A 26,734-nucleotide genomic window follows, 5' to 3' on the forward strand; every position below is an offset into this window, starting at 1 on the left:
TATATGAGCGGAGGTTATACGAGAGAAATGGAACAACAGTATATAAAAGGGATACCATTTTGTAGTTTGGAGTATAAACAGATAGTAAATTTATTAAAAGATTGGCTACCTGAAAAAACAGATAAACCTAGATTTGTTGTTACGGCTAATCCTGAAATCGTGATGTTTGCTCAACAGACCTCGTTTGAATCAGTGCAGTTTAAAAATATTCTATTATCTGCAGATTTAATAACAGCTGATGGAATAGGTGTTATACTTGGTTCCAAAATTTTAAATGGAAAGTTGAAAGAACGAGCTACAGGTGCAGATTTAACTCATGATTTAATAAATCAATGTAATCAAAATCGATATCGAGTGTTTCTTTTTGGGGCTGCGCCAGAAAATAATGAGAAAGCAATAAAAAATTTAAAAACGTCCTTTCCTCATGCTATTTTCCAAGGACATCATGGCTTTGTAAATCAAGAACAGATGGAAGAGGTCAGCGCTCAAATACAACAGTTTCAACCAAATTTATTACTAGTAGGATTAGGATCTCCAAAGCAAGAAATATTTATTTATGAAAATCTTCAAGAATTAAACGTACCTTTGTCTATCGGGATTGGGGGTATGATTGATATCTGGTCAGGTATGGTAAAAAGAGCACCTAAAGTTATGAGGAATACAGGAACAGAATGGTTATATAGATTGATAACACAGCCTAAGAGGATAAAAAGACAGCTTGTACTTCCAAAGTTTTTGTTATCAGTTAGTGCAGAGAGGCTTAAAAAAACAACTAATTAATTTCTTTTAATTGGGTCACCATACATGTCTATCTCCCGAAAAGAGGGAATAAGAAAAAAGTAACCTTTCTTAAAAAGAAAGGTTGCTTTTTTCTTAGATTGTTTAGAAAGAATAACGTTTTTTTGTACTTAGGGGTAGTAAAAATTCTTAAGTTGATGGGCATGTGGTGGGACCCCATCGCTATCAAGCTAAGCTTATGCAAAGTCAATTTTAGGCGAGATTGTTTCTTTTTCTAAAGGGCAAGTGTAGGTGATTGAAAGATTTGCATACGAAATAAACCCTAACGGGTTTCACTTTTTTGAATTAAGCGGCTTGATTATCAGACATGGTACAATTGTAAACGACACCTAATATATCAAAGACCGTTTTTTTCTCATATCGATGAGATTTCCGCCCGTTTTGCTGTAGGAGATTGAACAGGCGGAGTAACACCTTTGATAGCTCTTGGGTGTTTTTTTGTATAGTTTGGAATAGAAGAAGAAAATAGTCTTTAATCATATATATGGCTTTATACTCACTAAGCTCTCGTTTTTTCTTCATGAGGAGCAATTGGCGCATTTGAAACATGATAGAAGAACAGAGTAGAATGGCAATCAATTGGCCATATAAATGGCACTCCAATCGTTCTGATTTTATCTTTTTACAATGATGGATTTGAAAGAATGACTTCCACGTTTTAAATAAAATTTCGATTTGCCAACGCAAAGAATACCAGTCATGTACCTGTCCCATCGGGACAATATCTGTAGAAGTGTTTGTCATATATACATTGATACCACTGAGTCGTTTACTACGAGGAGAATACTTCATTCCTTTCTTTTTTTCTCTTACAGCTTGATCTTGTAATCGTTTTTGTTGCTGTTGTTTTGTTAATCGATGGACAATTACACGAGCTGACACTTTATCAATCATTCCTACATAAGCATTAGCTATTTCCCATGTTTGTCCTGGCTGAAGGGAGTTCATTACCGTCTCCATATCTAACTGTATATACTCTGTACCTTTCTTAATTCTTCCATCTTGAAAATAATCAGGGTTAGGATTTTTTTGATACATACGTGTATTCGACTTGATACGAGAAATATAGTAGGCCTCTTGATCTTGTATATATTGAAGGTCTTTTAAATGAAAATAACCTAAATCTCGGATACATAAATCATTCGCTGCCACAGTTGGGGCACACAGAGAGCCGTAAGTGCGATCATGTTGTTTACCTGGACCTGTATGAATATGTAGGAACTGTCCGCTTAACAAATCATACTCAAGCTGAATTTTTATCCCAGCTGTATGGCTGCATCCTCCTGCACCTGGATAAACCGATGAAAATACATCCGGGAGTTGAAATGCAGTTGAATCTAAGATACGAATACGCTTGAAAATAGAAGTATATGGAGAAGAAATTAGCTTAGCTGAAGATAACTTTTGGTTTAGAAGTTTGGCTAAAACTTGTTGTAGAAACTGGACGGCTGCGGCGTTAAATCTTTGATTTAGTCCTTCAGGACTGATGAGTACTTCTGTTGATACTTCTAAACAACTACATAACTGGGTTAAGGAAGTTTTTGCTACACTTTGGCTTAGCCATACGCATAAAGCTACTAACTCTTGTGCTTGATACTTACTTGTTCGCTGTACAAATCCAACATCTCTAGCTAGATTCTGTAAGGTATTTGGGGATAAAAGACTCTTTATCTCCTGTGCAAATAATTGTAAGTCGTCAAATACAGAATTAGACATACAAAAAACGCCATCCTTTCCTATAATTCTACAGTAAGAATAACGTCTTTTTTGCTTAATGAATAGTGTGAAACCTTAGCTTTATGGTAATGTGACCGTACCTCATGTAGTCACAGTTTTTATTTGTATTAAGACATTCGAAATGATTTGCCACGTAAAGCTGCTATGTAGCAAATAATAACTACTAAGCATAGGCTAACCATCACCAAATACAATTGTGGTGCAAAATGGATAATCAACCAGCCACCAAGCACTGGGCCTAAGAAGCCACCTAAGTTTTGAAATTGCATAAAACCAAGATATGTTGCTTTTTGATGCGCGGGTGCAATCATTTCGACTATAGCACTCGTCATTGGGAAAACAAAAATTTCACCAAGTGAGAACACAACCATACCGACAATAAAAAGTGTCCAATTATCAGCGAAGTGGAAGATTAACATACCAAGTGCTAATAGTCCGCCCCCGAAAATAAGACTTGTTTTGATTGCTACTTTTTCGCTTAAAATGCCGAGTGGCAATTGAAGAATTACGATTGTTGCAGCATTAATCACAATTAGAACTGAATATAATGCTACTCCGTCTGCCATAGTTAAATTAAGCAATTGTGGCATTGTTGCCTCTGTTTGCATATATACGAAATTGCAAATAACACTCGCAATAATGAGCAACATAAGTGTGCTATCTTGTAAAAGAACACGCATCAAGTCGCCAATATCTTGCGTAACATTGACCGTATTCTGCTCCTCTATACGTCGTAAAGTGATGACTAAGAAAATCGCATACAATAAGTACATCGTTGCAGTAATAAGGAATGGAAAACTTATTGATGATGCTTTTGAAATGACAATACCGAGCAAAAGGCCGATCACAGCTGATAAATTGATGGCAGTATATCGAATTGAAAATAGGCGACGACGCCTATCTTCGTCAGTATAGTCAATCATCAAAGCTTGTGAAGCTGGTTCAAAAAATGCACGACAGATACCGTTGAGAGCATTGCATAGAACGAATATCCAAACAGAGTTTGCGAATGCAAAGCCATAAAAGACTATACTCCAACAGAACATCGATATGATGATAATTTTTTTTCGGCCAAACCGGTCAGTAAAGAAACCACCGAAGAAGCCACCAAATGTCGCAGTCAATTGTGAAATACCGACTGCTAAACCAATCATAATTGGTGAGGCATGTAAATCATTTTGTAAATAAAGTGCTAAAAATGGTATCGTCATAAAGCTAGCTGTGCGGGCGAAGGTCGTACCACCGAGCAGCTGCCAGACGAGGGGGTGAAAATAATCCATAATAAAAACCTCCTGTATTAACATGCGTTTGCTTATGCTAGTATGAAGTGTGGAGTTAGTCTATAGTCAAGAGGAGTTTTTAACTTGGAGAGAAAAAACCTTAAAACCTTAAGTACAGGAGAATTTGCTAGTTATTTTGGGGTGAAAAAAGACACCTTGTTTTATTATGATAGAATTAATCTTTTTAAACCTGCCGGTAAACTTCCCAATGGTTATCGATATTATACCTACGATCAAATTAATACATTCTCAACACTCCAATCTCTTCGGAAAGTGGGAGTTTCGATTGAGGAACTAAAAGAATATCTTAATTCTCCCAACACTTACAAACTTGTTGAAATGGCAAAACAGCAGACAGTTCTGGTGGAAGAAGAAATTGAGAAATTAATTCAAATTCGTCGTTTCTTTAAGGGTATTATTTCAATGGAAGAAGAAAGAAAAAACGTTGAAGTTGGGAAGGTTTATATCCAAAAGACACAGAAAAAATCTATTTTCTTAAGCGATGTAAATTCGAAAAATAGCATGACCGATTTCGATTGGGTAAAACATTTTAGCAAGCAAATAGGCTTGTTTGTTCCTGCTCCTATTGGATCTGTGATAACAAGAGAGAGCCTGATTCAAGAAAGATATGAGGAGGTAGATCACTTATTTTGTTATAGTGATTTAGAAACAGGTCAATCAAAACCAGGAGGAATTTATGTCATATATTATCACCAAGGATCTTATAAAGATATTGAATCCGCATACCACAATATCACGGAATTTATCAAATCAGAGGGCTATGTTATTGAAGGAAATGCCTATGAAGATTACTTCTACAATCCATTAAGAACTAATAATAAGGAGGAATATCTTACTAAAATTAGTATACAGGTAACAAAGTGTTTAAAGAGTTAAAGCTATAATGTTATCTTTGTTTAGTAAAAATTAAAAATAGGAAAAACAATTGCAGCGAGTACTTTTAAAAAAAGTGATAAAAAGAGAATCGAACTTTATGTTTAGTAGGGCATACCCCATCATCAAGTTGAAATTTTAAAATACCCCCAAAACGAGAAAATTGTACGTTTTAATCTGGAGACGTCAATTTTCTCATTTTCGGGTATTTGCTTTTCTTAGCTTGATGGTGATGTGGCGGCACCCCATCGCTATCAAGATAACAAGGACGAGTTACCCCAAAACGATAAAAACGATTAACATGTAAAAAATTCGTTCTGGGGGTATTATGATATCTTAACTTGATGGGCATGTGGTGGGACCCCAATTAAGGGATACACATTATGATGAAGCAATATTTAATTGATATATATAATAAGTGAAGCATCCAGAGGGATGCTTTTTCTTTTGGCATAGAAATCCCCTTGTTGACTATATTTTAAATATAATTAACAAATACGATACGTGAAATTTTATATAGTGTGTAGAGATGAGATTACATTTAATAAACTTAGGGAAGAATGGCATATTAGGGTATGAATTAAATGTATTTACTTTTATACAAATGGAGGAGTGTTATGAACGCAGTTTTTAAAGAGTTTAAGCAGTCCTTAAACGTATTAAGTGCTGCCAACACATATTTAGATTGCTTAGTGCAAAATAAAACGTATCTGCAGCTTCTAATACTTATCATATTTTGTATTATTTCAGTTTACATACCTTTCCCTTCATTTACGCTTAATTATATAAATGAATTAGATATACTGATGCAATACATAATTAAATCAGTTTATTTTTCTTTTCCTATTTCATTAGTTTTTCTATTTATTATGTGGGATCAAAGATTTTTGTTTTCTAAAAAAATCACTTTCCAGCAGCTAAAAATTTCTTTCTTCAGTGCTTTCATTATTTATGCTATTATGTTGTTATTTTTAGCCGTACTAATATCTTTTACAACATTCAAAGGAACATCTAATCCCATTGGGAATGAAGGGATTACTAATATGCTTCACAAAACGCCTGGGATTGCAATTCAATTAATCGGAGAGAACATTATGTTTGTATCTATATTGTTCTTTTGGCACAAGATCATACGCTCCTTCATAATAAGCCCCATTACTTCAATTACAGCCTCTTTAATATTGTCTGGAAGCTCATTTGGAGTACTCCATCTTTCTACGTATAATTATAATTGGGTACAATGTTTAACTATCATTGGTATACCAGCTATCGCGCAAATGATTTTCTTTCTAATATTTAAAAATATTCATATGGGATACATACTTCACTTCAATTACAATTTAATCATTATACTTTTTAACTATATAGCTTTTATTTAAAATAATTTACCACTAAAAATAAAAGAAAAGGTACCCCTGCTGCAAGGTACCTTTTCTAAGGGGTATAACTCATTAGCTAAGCGGCCGTTGGTCAAACCGCCTAGACTATTACATGAGTTATGTTTATATTATACATTAATCATATCAAAAATATTATCATTAGTGAAATTAACATTCATTATTTTTTAATTTTAAAGCTGCCACCATAATAATAATTTTCTCCAAGTTTCATAACAGCTACATATGATCCTGGCGTATAAACTGATGTAATAGGTGTTACAAATCTACCATAATTATGCTCAGTACCAGTATCATAAATTGTTTTATATCTTTGCATATTTACTACTTCATTCTCATCTTCACTTAATCGATATATCTTTACAATACCTGTATCTTTACCACCTGTATAAATTGTAATGTCAAAAGTATCTCCATGCTTCAAATCACCAACAGCTAATTCTTGTAGAAAGTCTGCATTATGATGGAGTAAAAAATAGTTTTGCCATTGCCAGTCATCGAAAACTGGTGATGCTTTCTGTATAAATTGAGATTCAGCAGAAGCAGGGGTAATGCTTCCAACAGTATAGGAAAATACACTTCCTCCAATAGTTAATGCTCCAATAATAGCTACTTTCCCTAAAAGTTTCATTTTTAAGCCTCCTAGTTTATTAAGAACTTTAAAATCTTACTCATGAAAAACAGCTGTCTAATCATTAGATGGTAATATTTTCTATTTAGATTTTAACATATACAGATTTTCCTGCCAATCAATCGATAAAAAAGAATTTTTAACTAGTGTTTCATATTTATTTATCCTGAAATGAAAAACCACCTTTTAAAAGAACGTTAGTTCGTATATAATATACACAGAACAAACGTTCTTTTGAAGGGGATGTATTAATTATGTATGACTATTCCCTTTTAACTAACCGCAAAATTTGTTTCGTTGACCTTAAGGGTTTTTACGCATCAGTTAGTTGCGTTAAGACCCTCGATACACAAAACTTGCTGTAGTGGGGGATGTTAATCGTAGCGGTTCAATTGTACTTGCGGCAACTCCACCATTAAAAGCATTAGGTGTCAAAAAAATGGATAGGAGCTGGGAACTACCTAAAAGATCAGATATTATAGTCGTTAACCCTAATATGGAAACTTATATTAAATGTTCTAATTACATAACCAGTTTAGCATTACAATATGTAGCACCTGAGGATTTTTTTCAATATAGCATCGATGAATTTGCATTAGAATTGGATTTATCACTACATTTATTTGCTTCAACACCTTATGAATTCGCTGTTAATTTTCAAAAAGAAATATATAGTAAAACAAGACTAGAATGTACAATCGGTATAGGACCAAACATACTCATGAGTAAGCTAGCACTTGACCTGGAGTCGAAAAAAAATGAAACTGGGATCGCACAATGGGGATACGAAGATATTCCAACTAAGCTATGGCCTATACGCCCTTTAAGTAAATTTTGGGGAATTTCACATAAAACAGAAGCTAAATTAAATCAAAAAGGGATATATACAATAGGTGACTTAGCGAATTATCCTCTTCATTATCTAAAAAAATCATTTGGCAAAATGGGGGAAGAGTACCATTTACATAGTAATGGCATAGATTTTAGTTGGATATCTGAGAAATACGTACCTGCAACGACTTCAGTTGGTAAGAGCCAAATTCTATTACGTAATTATAATATAGATGAATTCTCAATTATATTATTAGAGCATATTGAAGAAGTTTGTTATCGTCTCCGTAGACAAAATAAACTTGCTCAAACGATACAGTTTTCAGTAGGGTACAGTGCAGAATATGGAGGGGGCATACGAAAAAGGCATACAATGAATAGAGCAACTAATTTGACCATGGATATATATAACATCTGTAAATACTATTTACACGCACTGTATACTGGTGAGCCAATTCGATCAGTTAGTATTTCACTATCAAATTTACTAAATGAGGGAGAGGAGCAGATTTCATTATTTGATAACATTGTACAACGTGAAAAAGAAGTTAAACTAACAAAGGCAATGGATGAAATTAGAGATCGCTTCGGAAAGAACAGTATACTAAGGGGAATATCATATACAAGCTCAGCTACGGCTAGATATCGAAATACACTACTGGGGGGCCATAAAGCATGATGAATTCAAAGATACCTAAAGGACGATTAATGGTCAAGTGGCAGGCATTTGCGGCAAAGATATGCTTCCTCTATACAAATAGATAGATACATCCACTATTCCTAACAGCAAGAAATATCTATTTTAACAGTTATTATTTGTTAGCAGACTTAATTTACGCTCATTTGTTTCAATAAAGAGTGAATCGTATCATCAAGACAGGTATATTAAAAAGACCATTTCATTAATGAAATGGCCTTTTTAATAAAACATCTGTCAGGATAACTCTTTTGAATCAGTCATATGTTAAATAAACCAACTAGTTAAAAATAGGTGTTCAATATATACGGATTGAATCCTAGAATGTATTTATTCCTTTACTTATTCTCACTTATCTCTTTATTCACCATTTCTATCAGCTGCATTGGAATGTTAAAATGATTTTGTGCGAGATGAAGTTCGGTTAGCTCCTCTTCTTCACTTGATTTTAATTCGCGTACTTCGTGATGAAGAGCTTCCATTTTCAAATCTAATTCGGTCGCAACTATAGCGGCTTCTTTTAATTCTGACGTGAGTCTTTCAGGAACTGTATTGTTATATTTATAGTAGATTTTGTGTTCCAAACTTGCCCAAAAGTCCATGGCAATCGTCCTGATTTGTATCTCTACATAAACTCTTTCTTCTCTGTCTGACATATATACTGGTACTTTCACGATTAAGTGTAGGCTTTGATAACCGTTTGATTTTGGCTCTTTTATATAATCCTTACATTCAATAACCTCAATATCCTTTTGATTGCAAAGCATCTCACTCAGACGGTAAATATCCGATCTAAATGAACACGTAATTCGAATACCTGCAATATCTTTCACTTGATCCTTTATTGCTAGAAAAGATAACTCGATGTTTTTTCTTAATACTTTATTAAAAATACCTTCGGGAGATTTTAAGCGTGAAGTTGTATGTTCGATTGGATTGTAATCGTGAATATGCTGAAACTCCTCTTTTAAAATATTTATTTTCGTATTCATTTCATCCAAAGCAAATTTATAGGCCAGCATAAACCTTCTCAATTTCGCTTTTATTGCATTCAATTTATTTATCTGGATGGGTTTATTCATAGTTATATTCATTCCTTTCGTTCACGGCACAAAACGGAAGGGGATTCGTTCGCTTTGTGCGTTTTTTTATATTCCTAAATTACAGAGATACCAGAAAACTACAAATCATGTGGAGGTGAGTGGTCGCCCTGTTGCAGGATGATCACATAGTTATATGAGTAGATTACTTTCCTATGCACAAATAAATCGCTTAGAGCACTGCAGATTTATCTTTGATAAACAACTCGTTTGTAGCTGGGCAATCAGCCTCTACTGACTATCTCAGTACATCATACAAAGGAGTCTCGGTATGGCTTTAAAAAGGAAACTTCCTGAACTGGAACCTGTGATTGAGGGGCACCTAGCTTTGTATAAAAAATCCGCCGCGCATCTAGTAAACCGTGAAACCACAATAAAACAAGTTGCTAAAGATTTTAGACTTTCTCCACTCTTTCGTAACTTGAAGCTTACATACTAACAATTATCTTTATCTCAAATACGTGAGATTATGCTATTAATGGGATAAAGCCGAGATACGTGTAAAAACAGGTCATATTCTTACTTTTATTATTCCTTACTGAAATTTTCCAGGAACTTTCTGGCCAATGAGGACATGTAACGGTCCTTAATCCAGATTGCCGCGATCCTGGTCTGGAGGGAAGGACTGTTGATTTCCTTATAGATCATACTACTGTGGTTCGCCAGCTCAAACGCGGATTTCGGGATAATTCCGATTCCGAGGCCGGCATTGGCCCATAGTAGGGTGGTACGTGCATCATCATTTTTACAGAATAGGTTTGGCTCGAAGCCGGCTTTCTGACAAGTCTCGCGAATCAGCTGTTCGAATCGGCGGTAAATGACCAGAGGACGCTCGTGCAGCTCTTCGATTTGGATTGCATCCCGCCCGCTGCTCCAATCCAGCTCCGGGGTCATCACGGCGATCATTGGCTCGTTTTCCGCACATTTGTATCCCATCCCCGCATTATGAAAGGGAGTTCTGACGATTCCCAGTTCGATTACCCCACTCTGTAGCAATTCAATGACCCTGAACGTGTTTCCTTCATGGATTTCAAATTTGATCCCGGTGTAAGCTTTGTGAAATTCGGATAATCTATCCTTTAATAACGTTGCTCCGGAGGAGGAAACCGTTCCAATTGCCAATGTTCCCTTCAATCCTTTGGCAAAGTCACTGACCTCTCTTGACGTCGAATCTGTTAAATCTACAATTTGCTGCGCTCTGCGGCGCAGAATCTCCCCGGCGTCCGTGAGTCGGATACTGCGCGCACCGCGCTCTACCAGCTTTACGCCAAGCTCCTCCTCCAACAGCTTAAGCTGCTGGCTGAGCGGGGGTTGAGCCATTTGCAGTTTTTTGGCGGCCGAGGTAATCTGTCCTTCTTCCGCAATCATCAGGAAGTATTTCAATTGCCTAATGTCCATAAGGTTCTCCTTTTGAATTGCCATATTAATTTCATATAGATTAGATACTAATCAAATATTATTAATATGGAAGATGTTGTGTTATTTTTTAATCATATCCTGTAAATAAATTTCGTCAAACCTTTTGAATTGCATTAAATTGAATATTTTAGTCCAAGTTCAGAATGGCCGCTTTTTAGTACTGAGAAATTTGGATGAAGCTAGGCTGCGAGGAGCGGAGCGTACACAGTTTGTACGTGAGCGCCGGAATGCCCAGGTGAATTCAAGATTCGATATCGAAATCACTTCATAATCAAAAGCGACCTTTATAACAATTATGATGGGGATGATACTTTGTTTAGACTCACAACATTTTTAAAACCTTACAAGAAGGAAAGTATTCTTGGCCCTTTCTTTAAGCTGGTGGAAGCAATTTTCGAGCTTCTTCTGCCGACGATTATGGCCCTGATTGTGAACCATGGAATAGGCAGGCATGATATCGCTTATGTATGGAAGATGGGTGGTTTAATGGTCGTCATGTCGATACTGGGCTTCGGTAGCTCGCTGATTTGTCAATATTATGCAGCCCGGGCATCACAGGGGTTCGGTACAACACTACGTAATACGCTGTTCCGGCATATCTCGACGCTGTCTTATACTGAGATTGACCGCTTTGGGACACCATCATTGATCAACCGTATCACAAATGATGTCAATCAGCTCCAGATTGCAGTAGCGATGCTGATTCGGCTTGTGATTCGTGCCCCGTTCATTTGCATGGGTGCAATCATTATGTCGATGCTGCTTGATTTTAGACTATCGCTTGTTCTGATTGCGGCAACACCAGTGTTTGCTATTATTCTATATTTGATAATTACCAAAACAGCACCTATGTATCGGTTATATCAGAAGAAGTTGGACAGAATCACACTAGTATTGAGCGAAAATTTGACGGGAGTTCGCGTCATCCGTGCGTTCGCCAAGAGACAGGCCGAGAAGGTGAGATTTCGCGAAACTTCCAACGACATTACGGCCACTGCAATCCGAGTAGGGCGGGTTTCTGCGCTGCTTAATCCGGCAACGACGGTTGTTGTCAACGGGGCAATTATCGCTATTCTATGGATTGGTGGTTTCCATATTAATGCGGGGACATTATCTTCTGGCGAGGTCATCGCCTTTATTAACTACGTAACGCAAATTTTGCTCGCTTTGATCGTCGTGTCGAATCTGATTATTATTTTTACCAAGGCAGCGTCCTCAGCATCACGGATAAATGAGGTGTTCGAAACCGTTCCTTCCATCGCTGACCTTGCGCCTGAGGAGCGAAAACAGTCTGTAGCGAAAATAGAAGACAAGAAGGATGGTCCTGCTGTTACATTTAATCATGTTTCCTTCGGATATAGTACAACGAGTGAACCGGCACTGACAGATATATCGGTGGAGATAAAACATGGCGAGACTGTGGGAATTATCGGTGGTACTGGTTCAGGCAAATCTACATTTGTGAACTTGATTCCGAGATTTTATGACGCTACCTCCGGACAAATACTCGTCAACGGAATTGATGTAAGGGATTATAGTCTACATGAACTACGCGGCGAGATCGGGATCGTTCCGCAGAAGGCACTGCTCTTCACAGGGACGATTGCCGATAATATCCGTTGGGGCAACGAATTAGCTTCGGATCAAGAGGTCAAGCGGGCAGCTATCATTGCCCAGGCCGATGAATTCATAACGAAAATGCCAGAAGGCTATAACACTCTTGTGTCCAGGGGCGGACTTAATCTGTCGGGTGGGCAGAAGCAGCGCTTAACAATCGCCCGGGCAATTGTTGCCAGTCCCGATATTCTCATCCTTGATGATTCTTCGAGTGCACTTGATTTTGCCACAGATGTGGCGTTAAGAAGGTCGATCCGGGAAAACAGCCAGGGAATTACGGTATTCATCGTCTCGCAGCGGGTTAGCACCGTGCAGCAGGCGGATAAAATCATAGTCATCGAAGACGGACGGATTGCTGGCATCGGCACCCACGCTGAACTCAAGCGAGATTGTAGTGTCTATCAAGAGATTTGCCGCTCACAGTTCTCTAATGAGGAGGTAGGACAACAATGAACATGAAGCAAACATGGGGAAGACTACTAATTTATACAGGAAAATATAAAAGGTATACAATCTGGGCCTTCATTAGTGCGATTATTAGCGTAGCTTCCAGCTTGATCGGTCCATTTATGATTGGGATTACGATCGACCATATGGTCGGCAAGGATGCTGTTGAGTTCGCGGACATATTCAGACTGCTTATCCAGCTTAGTCTGGTGTATCTCATCGGAGGCTTGTTCGGTTGGTTGTTGACATATCTTACGAATCGACTTGCTAATCAAACAGTAAATGATTTGCGCAGCGAAATGTTCGACAGGCTGAATGTACTGCCACTGAAATATCATGATAATCATCCGCAAGGGGACAGCATCAGCCGATTCGTAAACGATATGGATGCCATATCGGACGGGTTGCTGCAAGGATTCTCCACATTATTAACCGGTGTTGTTACAATCATCGGGGCGATCGCGCTCATGTTGTATACGAATCCGCTCATGACCGTCGTCGTGCTGTTATCTGCACCAGTGACTTTCTTCGTAGCGCGGTTCATCACGATGCACTCCCAGCAGTTATTTCATGATCAGGCCCGTATATTGGGTGGGCTGAATGGCTATGTCGAGGAGATGATCGGCGGGCAGAAGGTTGTTCAGGCCTTCCGTTATGAAGACCACTCTTTTGCGGAGTTTACAGCGCAAAATGATGAATTGTATCACACCGGGGTAAAATCACAATTTGTCAGCTCTCTGTCGAATCCATCCACCCGTTTCGTGAACAATGTTACCTTCTCAATCATCGCATTAATTGGGAGTATTATGGTCATTATGTCTAGAATATCGGTCGGGGGACTATCGAGCTTCCTGATTTATGCCAATCTGTTCGCTAAACCGTTCAACGAGATTACCGGAATAATTACACAGTTGCAATCAGCTACGGCCTCGGCACAACGTATCTTCCAGGTACTTGATGAATCGGCGGAGTCATCGGACGCTGAAGATGCAGTTCATATCTCAGCTAAGCAGGGGACGATTACATTCCATCATGTGAAGTTCGCTTACCAGCCTGACCGTCCCCTTATTACCGATTTGAACCTAGTTGTCGAACCAAGCACACGTGTCGCAATTGTGGGACAGACCGGTGCTGGCAAGACAACGCTAGTGAATCTGTTAATGCGATTCTATGATGTTGATTCCGGCGAGATTATGATAGACGGTATTAACATTAACGACATGGCCCGTGACAGCTTACGCCATACCTTTGGGATGGTGCTACAGGATACTTGGTTGTTTGGCGGGACAATTCATGACAATATCGCCTACGGGAAACCGAATGCTAGCCAGGAGGAGGTTATCGCTGCCGCTAAGGCAGCTAACGCCCACAGTTTCATCAAGCGGCTGCCGAAGGGCTATAATACAGTAATCAACGGTTTCGGCGACAGCTTGTCCCAGGGACAGAAACAGCTCTTGACGATCGCTCGGGTTATGCTGGTTGATTCGCCTATGCTAATTCTCGACGAAGCGACGAGCAGCATCGATACGCTGACGGAGATACGTATCCAGGCGGCGTTCCTGAAGATGATGGAAGGCAGAACGAGCTTCGTCATCGCCCACCGTCTGTCGACGATCCGTGAGGCCGATATGATTCTCTACATGAAGGACGGGGATGTTGTCGAGAGTGGCAGTCATGAACAGCTGCTGGAGCGCGGCGGGTACTACGCTAATCTGTATAACAGCCAATTCGCGGCTGTTAATGGTTAGTAGACCACCATTCCAAAAGTGCGCACAATGCGTGGAAAGGGTCTTGGCCTAACTAATCTCCACCATTTAATAACTATATTTATCATATGTGTTAGAAGATAGTGCAACATCAAAAATTACCCCTGATACAGTATAGTCATATTGTATCAGGGTTTGTATTATTTTATAAAAAACATAATATTCAGTTGAATAAACTTTGTTTTAATGAGTGATAAGAGTAATCAATATGTCTCTTTAAATTTCTCATTATTGTCATTGGCTCCTGAAGAAAAATAAGATTCCAATTGTGTTATGTTTGCTATTACTAATTCAAGTGTAAATAAATACATAAACTAAAAACTTCAATATGAAATCCTAACTGAACCGCTTATAGAAATTGCATAAAGTAAAAGAATTTGGTTTTTTATGGGTACCGCCACATCGATATCAAGCTAAGACTTTAAAGTACCCCCTAAACGATAATTTTGTGTTTTTTACAGCGCCGAAGTTCATTTTTATCGTTTTGGGGCAACCTTTTCTGTTAGGTTGATAGATATGGGAGGCTAAGTCATAAATGTTTTAAAAAGAGCTCGTTCTATCTTTTCTGTACGAGAAACAAGATGAATTGACCTCGTATTGTGGAAATCTTTGATGGGTACAGAACAAAGAGATAAATGACCTATGTCTTCTGAAATTGTTCGAAACACGCTCTTACTTTATTTAATTGATTCATTCTTTTATAAAAAAGTCTGTTCATTTCTATGATCCCTCTTCCATTAAAGCACCCTATAAATGAAAATTACTCTTTATGTTTTGTTAGACCTTCTGATAAACATTCGATCATCTTTTTCATCATCTTCGAAAAAGTCGGTTCTCCAATCTCTTGACGATGTAATGGAATAAGTATGGTTGTCCGAAAAAGGCCAATAAGTACTTCGGGATCATCTTCTGTAACACCTTTTTCCTGTAAAAATTTCACAAACTCTAAAGAACTATTTAAATCTTCCTTTGCATGTTTATCTAGAAGTTCCTTAGGAAGTCTTTTCACAATTCGATCATATTCACCTCTTTGATAAAGACTTTGTAAAAATGAATTTTGTTCTATAGTTTTAAAAGATAATTCAAAGAAACGAATTAAAAGTTCTTTTGGCGGTAGAGACTCACACATAATTTCTGAAATAATTGTACTTTTTATTTCTTCCTCTTTTCGCAATACTGCGTAAAACAATTCTTCTTTTGATGAATAATATGAATAAAAAGAACCCTTTGCGATTCCACATGCATTTACTATGTCATCAATACTAGTTTTAGAGAATCCATATTGAATAAACAGTTCTTTACTCTTAACGAGAAGATTTTCATGTATCTGTTTTCTCTGCTCAGATGAAATTCTTGCCATAATGTATCCCCACCTATTTTTATTTGACTATTTATAGACATTTAGTCAAATATCTGATAGGTTTATTTTATTGAATTATTTGTATTTTGTAAATACATAAATGTTAGCTGTGATAAAAGGTCAAATTATACCAAATAAAGGGGAGAAGACATGGCAAAAAAAAATAATATATTAATTCATGGATTTGTTGCACCGGGATTTGAACTGGTAAAGGATGAGTTCATTAGAAACTTTAGTGAGAGAGGGGAAGTTGGAGCGGGCTTTTCTGTATACATTAATAATGAAGCAGTCGTTGATTTATGGGGTGGATATCGAGATCGACAAACTCGTGCGGAATGGGAAAAAGATACACTTGTTCAAGTGTTTTCAGCTACAAAAGGTTTTGCTGCATTGGCTTTAAGTTTAGCGCATTCGAGAGGTTACATTAACTATGATGAGAAAGTGTGTTCATATTGGCCTGAGTTTGCTCAGAATGGAAAAGACAAAATAACCGTTAGACAGCTCTTAGCACATCAAGCTGGCTTGTCACCTCTCAATGAACTTAAAATTGATATGTTAGAAGACTTAGATACCTCTCGTCTATCAAATTTCCTTGCTGCAAGCAAACCTGCTTGGGAGGTTGGGAAAATTCAAGGCTATCATGCCTGGACAATTGGAACCTTAATTGGAGAACTGATTAAAAGAACAGACCCTAAACATAGGACCCTAAAAGATTTCTTTCAAGAAGAAATCGCAGAACCACTAAAAGCAGAGTTTTATATTGGTCTTCCTAAAGATATTTCTGAAGAGAAAATAACAACTATTGAAGGAATAAATCACCCCATTCAATTACTTAAGGGGATGACAAAGTTACCTATAAAAATGTTACTTAGTTTTCTTAATACAAAGTCATTAGTAGCTAGAAGTTTAGTAGATCCAAAAAAATTCGTAGCAAATGATAATTTTAATCATCGTCCTATTTTATCTATAGAATTCCCTTCTGGAAATGGTGTGGGGCAAGTAAGAGCAATGGCAAAAATTTATGGTGCTTTTGCTAGTGGTGCAAAAACTCTCGGATTAAGGGAAGAAACAATAAATGAATTAAGGAAAAGGGCTATCCCTCCGACATCAGGGTATTATGATCATGTGAATTGTATAAACATAGCCTATTCTTTGGGATTTTGGAAACACTTTTCAGATATGAAATTCGGGCGAAGTGAAAGCTCTTTTGGTCACCCAGGCGCAGGAGGATCATTCTGTTTTGCCGATCCAGATGAAAAGTTAGGTTATGCTTACGCGATGAACAAACATGGATTTGGCATGGCCAATGAACCAAGAGAACTTGCACTAAGAAAGGCTTTATACAGTTGTCTATGAAAAAATTAAAGATACGTGAAAATAGTTAGGGATATTTTCATTTTGTATAGTTTTTTGGCTATGAATAGTGGAGTAAATATTAAGTATAAAGCGAGCCATCTTTTTTCTTAAAATGTGGGCGGTACGCCTTATAATAAAACCTATAATATTATTATTTTTCGACGTACTGATAAAATGAAACATCATAAAGAATATGTAGCAATGATAGAGGAGAGTATGATGTACCCAATTGGACAAGTAGCTAAATTTTTAGGTGTATCCAGAGATACCTTAAAATTTTATGAAGAAAAGGAATTAGTAAAGCCTAAACAAAATATTGAGAATGGGTATAGAAAATATAATCATTTTGATATATATGATATAACAACAGTAAATTTCTATAGAGAAATTGATATTGAAATTAAAAAAATCCAGGAATTAAGAAAAAGTAAGAGTATAGAGGGAATAAAATCATTATTAGAAGAGAAAGAACAAGATGTTTTAGAGGAAATAGAATATAAAAAGCTTCTTTTAAAAAAGCTTCAGGTAGTAAAAGAAGATTGCGAAAAAATTAAACAATTCTTAGGAGAATACACAGTAAAAGAAATGAAGCCTTTAGAAATAAAAGGGGAAATAGAACATTTTACTGCGTATGATGAATATGAAACTCTAAAAAAGAACACAGACAGCTTAAAAAAAGCAGTTACTCTAACATCATTAAGGAGAGTGATAAGTTTCAATGAAGTGGGTATTATAGAAGATAAATTTATAATTGTAAGAAAAGTAGAAGACTTTGATAAAGAAATAAAAGGTGAAATTCTATCTCATCCAAAATGTATTTATACAGTTATTGAAGATGGAAGATGGTCAACTGATGGGAAAAGTATTGATCATAACGTAGAAGCTAGTTTAAGAAAAGTAGCAATAGAAAAAGGGTATGAACTGTTGGGGCTAGTTTATATAAATCTATTACTTACCACTTATGAAGATGGACTTGAACGTATATTTTTAGAAATTTATGCACCTATAAAATAATGCAGATATGTATTGACCTGTGAGTAACCCCTAGGTTTAAGCTGAAGGTATTAGTAAATATGAGCGTCAATATATTTACGAAATACTTAGTTTGAAGCGGGGATTATGCATGAATAGAGAAAAGAAACTAAAAAAACCAGTAACAAGTTTTATTCTATTAACCAATATCATTTTTTTGCCACTTTTTTTTCTTGTAGGGGTCATAAGCATGTTAGGATTTCCTGCATGGGTCTTTGATGTAATGTTCTGTATATCATCTTGGTCCTCAACCTTTGCTTTTGCAGCGCTATTTAAAAAAATCTATCCTGAGCAGAGTTTTATACAATTTGTAAAATATAAATTCAAGAATAAACTTAAATTTTCTGTGATTCTTACCGTGAGTATGATTCAAGCCTTCATATTTTTGATGATTTTGTTTCTCGTATCTAATAATAGTGAAGTAGACTCTATTTTTACTATATCTTCATGGGGAATACTGATCTATTTCTTTTTTAAAAATTTTCTTGCAGGGCCACTAGGAGAAGAAATAGGGTGGAGAGGTTTCGCTCAAATTGAGCTTCAAAAGAAACATTCGCCTTTAAAGGCTTCGATAATCATAGGATTTTGGTGGGGGATGTGGCATCTACCTATATGGTTTACTACAGGGTTTGTGGGCATTGATTTAATCAAATATATTCTATTCTTTATGATTTCAATCATATCCATTAAGATCGTCATGACAGCATTTTATAACTTGAATCAGAATTTAATCATCCCAATCATCATCCATCAATTCTTTAATTTTTTTATTGGCATAATAAATGGAAACTTAATAGATTTAATCATGTATAACGCAATTTTTTATTTAGCAGTAGCAGTTTTAATCATCATTATAAATCCAAAGAAAGTATTGTATGGAAATATACCTTAAGTTGATGGGCATGTGGTGCTACCCCATCACTATCAAGCTAAGCTTATGCAAAGTCAATTTTAGGTGAGATTGTTTCTTTTTTCTAAAGGGCAAGTGTAGGTGATTGAAAGATTTGCATACGAAATAAACCCTAACGGGTTTCACTTTTTTGAATTAAGCGGCTTGATTATCAGACATGGTACAATTGTAAACGACACCTAATATATCAAAGACTGTTTTCTTCTCATATCGATGAGATTTTCTCCCGTTTTGCTGTAAGAGGTTGAACAGGCGAATTAAAATCTTTGATAGCTCTTGGGTGTCTTTCTGTATAGCTTGGAAAAGAAGAAGAAAATAATCTTTAATCATATATATGGCCTTATATTCACTCAGTTCTCGTTTCTTCTTCATAAGAAGTAATTGCCGCATTTGAAACATGGTAGAAGAACAGAGTAGAATGGCAATCAGTTGTCCATACAAATGGCATTCCAATCGTTCTCGTTTTATCTTTTTACAATGATGAATATGAAAAAATGATTTCCATGTTTTAAATAAAATCTCGATTTGCCAACGTCAAGAATACCAATCATGTACTTGTCCCATCGGGACAATATCTGTAGGGGTGTTTGTCATATATACATTGATACCACTGAGTCGTTTACTACGAGAAGAATACTTCATTCCTTTCTTTTTCTCTCGAACAGCTTGATCTTGTAGACGTTTTTTTTGTTGTTCTTCTGTAAGTCGATGAACAATCACACGAGTTGGTACTTTATCAGTCATTCCTACATAAGCGTTGGATATTTCACATGTTTGTCCTGGTTGAAGAGAGTTCATTAAGATCTCCATATCTATCTGTATATACTCTGTACCTTTCTTGATTCTTCCATCTTGAAAATAATCGGGATTGGGATTTTTTTGATAAATACGTGTATTCGACTTGATACGAGAGATATAGTAAGCCTTTTTATCTTGTATATGTTGAAGATCTTTCAAATGAAAATAACCTAAATCTCGGATACATAAAATCATTCGCTGTTACAGTTGGGGCACACAGAGAACCGTAGGTTCGATCATGTTGTTTACCTGGACCTGTATGAATATGTAGGAACTGTCCACTTAATAGATCATACTCAAGTTGGATCTTTATCCCCGCCGTATGGCTGCATCCTCCTGCACCCGGATAAATGAATGCAAAGGGATCTGGAAGTTGAAATGCAGTTGAGTCTAAAATACGAATACGCTTGAAAACAGAAGTATATGGAGAAGAAATCGGCATAGACGAGACCAATTTTTGGTTTAGTAGTTCAGCTAATATGTGTTGTAAAAATTGGACGGCCGCTTTATTAAATCGTTGATTCAGTCCCTCAGGACTGATGAGCACTTCCGTTGATGCTTCCAAACAGCTAGATAACTGAGTTAAAGAAGTCGTAGCGACATTTTGGCTCACCCATACACATAAAGCGACTAAATCCTTGGCTTGATACTTACTGGTTCGTTGTACAAAACCAACATCTCTAGCAAGATCTCGTAAGATATTTGGAGATAAAAAGCTTTGAATCTCTTGAGCAAATAGTTGTAGTTCATCAGATACAGAAATAGACATACAAAAACGCCATCCTTTCCTATGATTCTACAGAAAGAATAGCGCATTTTTTCATTTTAGAGGGTATTTGTATTGTTTATTTTGATTGACCCTTAAGAACACATTGTTAGTTAGTATTTTAAAAGCTGGTTTCTAAGAGACCAGTCTTCACTATTATTTCACTCCAATTCTGCAGCCACTTCATCCATTACAAGTTTCATTAGGTATAAAAATGTTGCTTCCTATGCAAATTTCTCCCTATACTATTCTTTCGATTTTCGTAACTAATATTTTTTTCGATAATAAATATGTAAAAGGTATCGCAGTCAGTGATGCTAGGAAAGGTGAAATTATTTCATTTAAACCTACTAAGTCAACTAAAATATAAATGCCGATAGTTGTAACTGCAATATTAACAGCATATGTTAATGGGAATTGTAAAAATTTCTTTAAAGTCGGTTTTGTTTTGTAAGTAAAGTACGTATTCAGAAAAAAAGAACCTATTATGCCTATTACAGTAGCAATAATATGTGCTGATAAATAATTTAACCCTATTAATTGGCTTAATAAAAGATAGAATATGTAATAATTCAGGGTATTTGTGCATCCCACTAAAATAAAACGAAGCACTTGTTTATTAAACACTTTCAATTTAATCTTCTCCCTATCTACAATTTAATTAGTCCTTTATAAACTCAATATACTAATACACACTGAGAAATATCCAGGGCTATAATTAAAAACAAACTTTTTGATTTTCCTTTATTTTCTAGATACTATTATATACTAAATGGTTAAATTAGGTACATTCCAAATTTAATTTTCCAATATACAGGAAAAACTCTACAATAGGAGGCAGTTTCGTAGGAGGGTTTTATAAATCATTGAGAAGTTACACACAGACAGCCAACTTTTTTTATTACAAGACAGTCTAAAAATTTCGTTCTGGGGGTTGCAATAAATCTTTAGCTTGATAGCGATGTGGTGCGACCCCATGCCCATCAAGCTAAGGTTGGGTATTCCATGAACTTCCGTTCTTGTTACCTACATGCTTGATATTTTGTTTATTTGTTTTTAAAAATACGCATTCCAAATAAACCTTAATAAGGTGTATTTTTAAAAGTTATGCAATTTTCTTATTTAGATTGGATATAGTGCACTGATAAACAACGCCTAAAATATCAAAAACTGTCTTTTTCTCATATCGATGGGATTTCCGTCCGTTTTTCTGTAAGAGGTCAAACAGACGAAGAAAAATTTTTGATACTTCTTGAGTGTCTTGTTGTATAGCTTCATATACTAAGTACAGATGATCTTGAATCATATAAATTGCTTTATATTCACTTAATTCTTTTTGTTTTTTCTGTAGTAACAGCTGTCGCATTTTGAACATAGTGGAGGAACAAAGAAAAATAGCGATTAACTGTCCATAAAGATGACATTCTAGACGCTCTCGCTTAATATTGTGACAATGATTGATACCAAAAAGAGATTTCCATGTTTTAAATACAATCTCTATTTGCCAACGTAGAGAGTAAATCTCGTGAACATGTTCCATCGGAACAATTTCCCATGGGATGTTGGTAATATAAACATTGATTTCTGTTAAACGTTTACTTTTTTCAGAGTATGTAACCCCTTTTTTCTTTTCAACATAAGTTTGCTGTTTCCTACGTTTATGAACTTGAGTTGATGTGAGTCTATATATTACAACCCGTGAGGGTAATTTTTGTTGTCCAACATAGGCATTCTGAATTTCATAAGTATCTCCTGGTTTTATCTGATGCATGACATGTTCAAGGTCAAGTAAAGCATATAAAGATTGCTTTTTTACTGTCCCATCCCGAAAGAATTCTGGAGATTCATTTTTCACATATACTCTATTATTTAATTTCAACCGTGAAACATAGAATACCCCTCGTTGATCCATCTGATCTAAATCTTTTAGAGAAAAGTATCCTAAATCTCGGATACATAAATCTCCTGGTCGTAAGGTATCCAAACATTCTGTACCAAAGGTTTTATCATTATTTTTACCTGGTTCCATTTGAAAATTGAGGAATTTCCCACTATGTAAATCATACTCTAGTTGAATCTTAATACCAGCTGTCTGTGCACATCCTCCTGAACCAGGATAAATAGAAGCTAAATGATTGGGTACTTGAAAAATAGTAGCATCTAAAATACGTATACGTTGAAAATAAGAGGTGTATTGATTTGAGATTTGAGACGAATCGTTTAATTTGCTTTTGATTAAAAGGGAAAATACACGTTGTAGAAATAAAACAGCACATCGGTTAAAACGTTGATTAAGTCCTTCTGGACTTATAAGTGTAGCTGTATTTGCATAAAGCTGACTACATAATCGAGTAAGAGAATCGCTTGCTACCTGTTGACTGATCCAGATACATAAGGCAGCCAAATCTCGTGCGCCATACTTACTTTTACGTTTTACAAAACCTGTCTCTTGTGCGAGTTGTTGAAGAATATGTGGAGATAGATATCGCTGTAGTTCTTCAGCAAACAAATGAAACTCATCTTGAATCGATAGATTCATACAAAAAACGCCATCCTTTCTGTATATTTCTACAAAAAGAATAACGCTTTCTATGAATTATGGGTATAAATTCATCTTAGGTTGATAGTAATGTATGGTGGCCCCTAATAATAAATTACTAGCCACGTCTTCTCATTAATTTTTTTACAACAAAATAGAACACAGCAAGAGCCACTGCAGTAATAGCAAAATATTTAATATAGGGTCCTGCTACTTCATTTATATTCTCCCACTTTTCACCCAGTTTCCAGCCTAAATATACAAATAATGCCGACCAAGGAATAATTGCAAGTGTAGTAAGCGTAATAAATCTAACATGTGACATTTTAGCAATACCTGCAGGTATTGAAATAGCATGGCGTACAAAAGGAATGAAACGTGCTGTAAATATTACACCAGTTCCATAACGATTGAACCATGCTTCCGCATGATCAATATGCTTTTTTTGAATGAAAATATATTTTCCATAACGCTCAAGTACTGGTCTACCTCCATAACGACCAATCCAGTATATAAATAGTTGTGCTATAACTCCACCAATTGTACCGAATACAACAGCACCGAAAAACGATATACTTCCCGATGATACTAAATATCCAGCATAAGCTAGCACAATTTCACTTGGGATTATTTCAATCATTAGTCCAAGCATAACTCCCCAATAACCAAGTCCTTCTAAAAAAACTAAGATTGAATGGATTAAATTACCTAACATCTTTACACCTACCATATACAAAATTTTTAAACATACTAAAAAAATAAAGAAATACCTTATTCCGGGTACCTCTTTATTTTACATAATATACAAATTATTCATAGTAAAATATGATAAAGATTTCTTTGTTATGTACTGGTCTTCTTTTACATAGCACCCATTATCAGTTGTAAAACAAAAAACTCATTCCTTCTAGGGTTAGTACTAATGTCCATCAAGCTAATACTTTGAAGTCTCCAAAAAACGTAAAATTTTATTATTTTATAGTTATTTATGAGAATTCAACTTATTTTTTTCGTTTTGGGGAACAACCAATTTCTTAAGTTGATGGGCATGTGGTGCTCCCCCTAGTAGGGGAAGTGTCAGTTTTTTTGTCATAGCCCGCATAGAAGCAAAAAGATTTTATCGTGAAAATGAAGAACTTGTGAGTGTAGAATTTGATGTTTTTTTTGATGCGTATGATCATTTAGATCAAGAATTAAAACAAGTTATTTCAAAAGAAGATAACAATCCTTCATTGCTACATACCAGACTTGATAAATTTCAGCAGAAAATTGAAAATGTAAATGACTTAATAAAAGTATTGGAAAATGCTCGTTAATAAATGTTTTTCTTTATTAAATAGAAATTACGCATTAAAAACACCTTAGAGATAATGCGTATTGCGAATGTGAGAATGGTGTGCAGATTGGTTACGAATAGAATTACTGATACTTTTTACGAGAGAGCACTTACTGAGGAGTGCTCTCTTTTTATTAATCAAATAACAAGAAAAAAAGAAATTCAAAAGAGCATTGCTACTGAGATTTTATATTCACTGTTGGATACCGGTGTACCTGTATACCTTATGTCAGCTACATGTGATTCAGCTTGGTCCTTCCATGTCACTCAAAAATCCAATCAAAAAAAGAGGGTGAAGGCATTTTTTATTGAAGTTTGTTTATATTAGCTTTTTAATCTGTTAGGGGGGATCATAAAGTAGAATATTAATCTCTTTGATAATTTTAATTTTCCTTATAGAACATGGCATGCTGTATTAAAAAATCTTAATTTTGAAGGGAGAATTAATAAATATGAGCACGAAAAAGAAAATAGGGAATAAGTTATTACTTGTCAGTGCCATTTGTGCAATAACTATTCCTTCAGTTTCATATGCGGAGGAAGTAATTTCACCTAAAAATTTCGCGAGTTCTTCAAGTTTGTATGAGGGACGGAATATGGATGTATTGAAATCAAGCTTATATCCTGGTACATATAAAAATCCATTCTATCACCAATTTATTTCGACATTAAAGGAAACAAACACAAATATAAAAAAAATAGGCAATACTGACGATGAAAACCCTGTTATAGCTACTACCCTTTCATTTATCCGTTATCTGGATACAGAAGATTATAAATCTGCAATTGATTTAACTTCTCGATCATTACAGAAAATAATATCCGAAGAATGGCTGAAGAGCTATTGGAAGGGACTCCCTGTGCAATTACAAGCAGGTACTTTTATGGGAATTGGAGAGGTAACACAAAAAGAGACAAATTCCGTTCATACAAATGTAGAGATTAAATTAGCCTTTGAACAATTTACAGTACCTTTACTAATTAGACTAGATCCATCTGGAAAAATAGATGATTTTCAACTTAGCATGTCGTATAGTCCTGTTGCAGAGCGTCCATCATATAGTAAGCCTGAATCATTCATTGATAAAGAAGTAGTAGTTGGAAGTGGTGCGTTTCCATTACCAGGAACATTGTCTGTTCCGAAGGGAAAGGGTCCTTTCCCAGCAGTTATTCTTGTGCAAGGATCTGGAGCAACCGATCAGGATGAAACAGCGTTTGCTTTAAAACCATTTCGCGATTTGGCTGAAGGTCTTGCCTCGAAAGGAATTGCTGTCCTTCGCTATAATAAACGAACTTATGAACATGGATTGAAAACACAGTCCAGTCCTTTTTATACAGTTGATAAAGAGACAACAGATGATGCTCTTCTTGTGACTCATTTTCTTCAAAATGAACCTATGATAGATAAGAATCAAATTTATATTCTTGGTCATAGTCAAGGTGGAATGATGCTTCCGAAAATGATTGAAAAAGACCAAAATCAAAATATTGCTGGGGCAATCGTGATGGGAGGACCAGCCCGTACGATCCAAGATGTTGTTTTAGATCAATTTGAGTATCTTTTTTCCGTTGGAGCAATGAAACCGGATGAATATAAATTTTACAAATCGCAATTTGAATTATTAAATGATCCCAATTTCTCTAGTCAGAATCCTCCAAAAGATTTTTATTTAGGATCAGCAGTATTTTGGGATTCTATTCGTAAAATTAAAGCAGCAGAAATGTCAAAAGAACAAAAGACACCGCTTCTTATTATTCAAGGAGAAAGAGACTATCAAGTTCAATCAAAAATCGAAATTCCTCTTTGGAAAGAACAATTAAAAGAGCGAGATAACGTTGATTATCGACTATATCCAAAGTTAAATCACTTCTTTACAGAAGGAGATGGGGAGTTAAGTAAACCGGATGAATATTATAGTCCTGCTAATATCCCTGAGTATGTTATAAATGATATTGCTGCTTGGGTGCAAGGAAGATCGAAATAAAATTAGCAACCATATTTTTTAATAGAGGTCACGATACA

18 protein-coding genes and 3 pseudogenes are annotated in these 26,734 nt (G+C 35.8%); 11 read left to right on the forward strand and 10 right to left on the reverse strand.

What is annotated here, in order from left to right; genetic code table 11:
* Positions 1-27 precede the first annotated feature (27 nt).
* On the forward strand, positions 28-780 hold the full coding sequence (locus ABH955_RS19740; protein WP_404491545.1) for a WecB/TagA/CpsF family glycosyltransferase: 753 nt from the start codon (positions 28-30) through the stop codon (positions 778-780).
* Between the two features lie 303 nt (positions 781-1,083).
* Here ABH955_RS19740 and ABH955_RS19745 read toward each other — a convergent pair whose 3' ends face one another.
* Positions 1,084-2,514 carry an IS4 family transposase gene (locus tag ABH955_RS19745; RefSeq protein WP_404491546.1) on the reverse strand — a complete coding sequence of 477 codons (1,431 nt, stop codon included), beginning with the start codon at positions 2,512-2,514 and terminating at the stop codon, positions 1,084-1,086.
* 128 nt (positions 2,515-2,642) lie between these two features.
* Entirely contained in the window at positions 2,643-3,815 is a 1,173-nt protein-coding gene (locus ABH955_RS19750) for an MDR family MFS transporter (protein ID WP_000384374.1), read from the reverse strand.
* Between the two features lie 84 nt (positions 3,816-3,899).
* On the opposite strand from ABH955_RS19750, the gene ABH955_RS19755 reads away from it, so the two are divergent.
* Together ABH955_RS19755 and ABH955_RS19760 are read left to right on the forward strand one after the other, a co-directional pair.
* The gene (locus tag ABH955_RS19755; protein ID WP_000440177.1) at positions 3,900-4,712 is read left to right on the forward strand and encodes a MerR family transcriptional regulator; all 813 of its coding nucleotides are present in this window, start codon (positions 3,900-3,902) and stop codon (positions 4,710-4,712) included.
* A 614-nt stretch (positions 4,713-5,326) separates the two neighbouring features.
* Positions 5,327-6,088, forward strand: a complete 762-nt coding sequence (locus ABH955_RS19760) for a hypothetical protein (protein ID WP_404457122.1) — start codon at positions 5,327-5,329, stop codon at positions 6,086-6,088.
* A gap of 178 nt (positions 6,089-6,266) precedes the next feature.
* Here ABH955_RS19760 and ABH955_RS19765 read toward each other — a convergent pair whose 3' ends face one another.
* Positions 6,267-6,737, reverse strand: coding sequence for a DUF5065 family protein (locus ABH955_RS19765; RefSeq protein WP_404491547.1), 471 nt, complete (start codon positions 6,735-6,737; stop codon positions 6,267-6,269).
* Positions 6,738-6,991: 254 nt separating this feature from the next.
* Here ABH955_RS19765 and ABH955_RS19770 point away from each other — a divergent pair.
* Positions 6,992-8,247 (forward strand): annotated as a pseudogene (locus ABH955_RS19770) (Y-family DNA polymerase).
* 356 nt (positions 8,248-8,603) lie between these two features.
* On the opposite strand, the gene ABH955_RS19775 reads toward ABH955_RS19770, so the two are convergent.
* Both ABH955_RS19775 and ABH955_RS19780 read right to left on the reverse strand, forming a co-directional pair.
* Positions 8,604-9,287: a GTP pyrophosphokinase gene (locus tag ABH955_RS19775; RefSeq protein WP_113770574.1), complete on the reverse strand. Its 684-nt coding sequence runs from the start codon at positions 9,285-9,287 to the stop codon at positions 8,604-8,606.
* Positions 9,288-9,893: 606 nt separating this feature from the next.
* Positions 9,894-10,763 (reverse strand): LysR family transcriptional regulator, encoded by an 870-nt coding sequence (locus ABH955_RS19780; RefSeq protein WP_404449804.1) that lies wholly within the window; start codon positions 10,761-10,763, stop codon positions 9,894-9,896.
* Positions 10,764-11,096: 333 nt separating this feature from the next.
* On the opposite strand from ABH955_RS19780, the gene ABH955_RS19785 reads away from it, so the two are divergent.
* Both ABH955_RS19785 and ABH955_RS19790 read left to right on the forward strand, forming a co-directional pair.
* Positions 11,097-12,854, forward strand: a complete 1,758-nt coding sequence (locus ABH955_RS19785) for an ABC transporter ATP-binding protein (protein WP_404491548.1) — start codon at positions 11,097-11,099, stop codon at positions 12,852-12,854.
* Entirely contained in the window at positions 12,851-14,596 is a 1,746-nt protein-coding gene (locus tag ABH955_RS19790) for an ABC transporter ATP-binding protein (protein ID WP_404457117.1), read from the forward strand. Before ABH955_RS19785 ends, ABH955_RS19790 begins: the two co-directional genes overlap by 4 nt.
* 778 nt (positions 14,597-15,374) lie before the next feature.
* Here the strand turns inward: ABH955_RS19790 and ABH955_RS19795 are convergent.
* On the reverse strand, positions 15,375-15,974 hold the full coding sequence (locus ABH955_RS19795; RefSeq protein WP_404449798.1) for a TetR/AcrR family transcriptional regulator: 600 nt from the start codon (positions 15,972-15,974) through the stop codon (positions 15,375-15,377).
* A 150-nt stretch (positions 15,975-16,124) separates the two neighbouring features.
* On the opposite strand from ABH955_RS19795, the gene ABH955_RS19800 reads away from it, so the two are divergent.
* The 3 genes from ABH955_RS19800 to ABH955_RS19810 all read left to right on the forward strand — a co-directional run bounded on the left by ABH955_RS19800 (position 16,125) and on the right by ABH955_RS19810 (position 19,254).
* On the forward strand, positions 16,125-17,330 hold the full coding sequence (locus tag ABH955_RS19800; protein WP_404457115.1) for a serine hydrolase domain-containing protein: 1,206 nt from the start codon (positions 16,125-16,127) through the stop codon (positions 17,328-17,330).
* Between the two features lie 219 nt (positions 17,331-17,549).
* Positions 17,550-18,344, forward strand: a complete 795-nt coding sequence (locus tag ABH955_RS19805; RefSeq protein WP_404449808.1) for a MerR family transcriptional regulator — start codon at positions 17,550-17,552, stop codon at positions 18,342-18,344.
* Between the two features lie 109 nt (positions 18,345-18,453).
* Positions 18,454-19,254, forward strand: a complete 801-nt coding sequence (locus ABH955_RS19810) for a CPBP family intramembrane glutamic endopeptidase (protein ID WP_404449794.1) — start codon at positions 18,454-18,456, stop codon at positions 19,252-19,254.
* Between the two features lie 153 nt (positions 19,255-19,407).
* On the opposite strand, the pseudogene ABH955_RS19815 reads toward ABH955_RS19810, so the two are convergent.
* From ABH955_RS19815 to uptA, 4 genes and pseudogenes are all read right to left on the reverse strand, one after another.
* A pseudogene (locus ABH955_RS19815) lies at positions 19,408-20,839 on the reverse strand (IS4 family transposase).
* 237 nt (positions 20,840-21,076) lie between these two features.
* The gene (locus ABH955_RS19820; protein ID WP_088039022.1) at positions 21,077-21,469 is read right to left on the reverse strand and encodes a GtrA family protein; all 393 of its coding nucleotides are present in this window, start codon (positions 21,467-21,469) and stop codon (positions 21,077-21,079) included.
* A gap of 472 nt (positions 21,470-21,941) precedes the next feature.
* Positions 21,942-23,375 (reverse strand): IS4 family transposase, encoded by a 1,434-nt coding sequence (locus tag ABH955_RS19825; protein ID WP_404457114.1) that lies wholly within the window; start codon positions 23,373-23,375, stop codon positions 21,942-21,944.
* A gap of 118 nt (positions 23,376-23,493) precedes the next feature.
* Complete coding sequence (gene uptA, locus ABH955_RS19830) at positions 23,494-24,090, reverse strand: undecaprenyl phosphate transporter UptA (protein ID WP_003203054.1); 597 nt, start codon at positions 24,088-24,090, stop codon at positions 23,494-23,496.
* Positions 24,091-24,472: 382 nt separating this feature from the next.
* Here uptA and ABH955_RS19835 point away from each other — a divergent pair.
* A pseudogene (locus tag ABH955_RS19835) lies at positions 24,473-24,691 on the forward strand (hypothetical protein); the annotation flags it as partial.
* 472 nt (positions 24,692-25,163) lie between these two features.
* Positions 25,164-26,696 carry an alpha/beta hydrolase gene (locus ABH955_RS19840; RefSeq protein ID WP_404449788.1) on the forward strand — a complete coding sequence of 511 codons (1,533 nt, stop codon included), beginning with the start codon at positions 25,164-25,166 and terminating at the stop codon, positions 26,694-26,696.
* Positions 26,697-26,734 lie beyond the last annotated feature (38 nt).

Source organism: Bacillus sp. RC240, from assembly GCF_044907945.1.
GTDB classification, from domain to species: domain Bacteria; phylum Bacillota; class Bacilli; order Bacillales; family Bacillaceae_G; genus Bacillus_A; species Bacillus_A mycoides.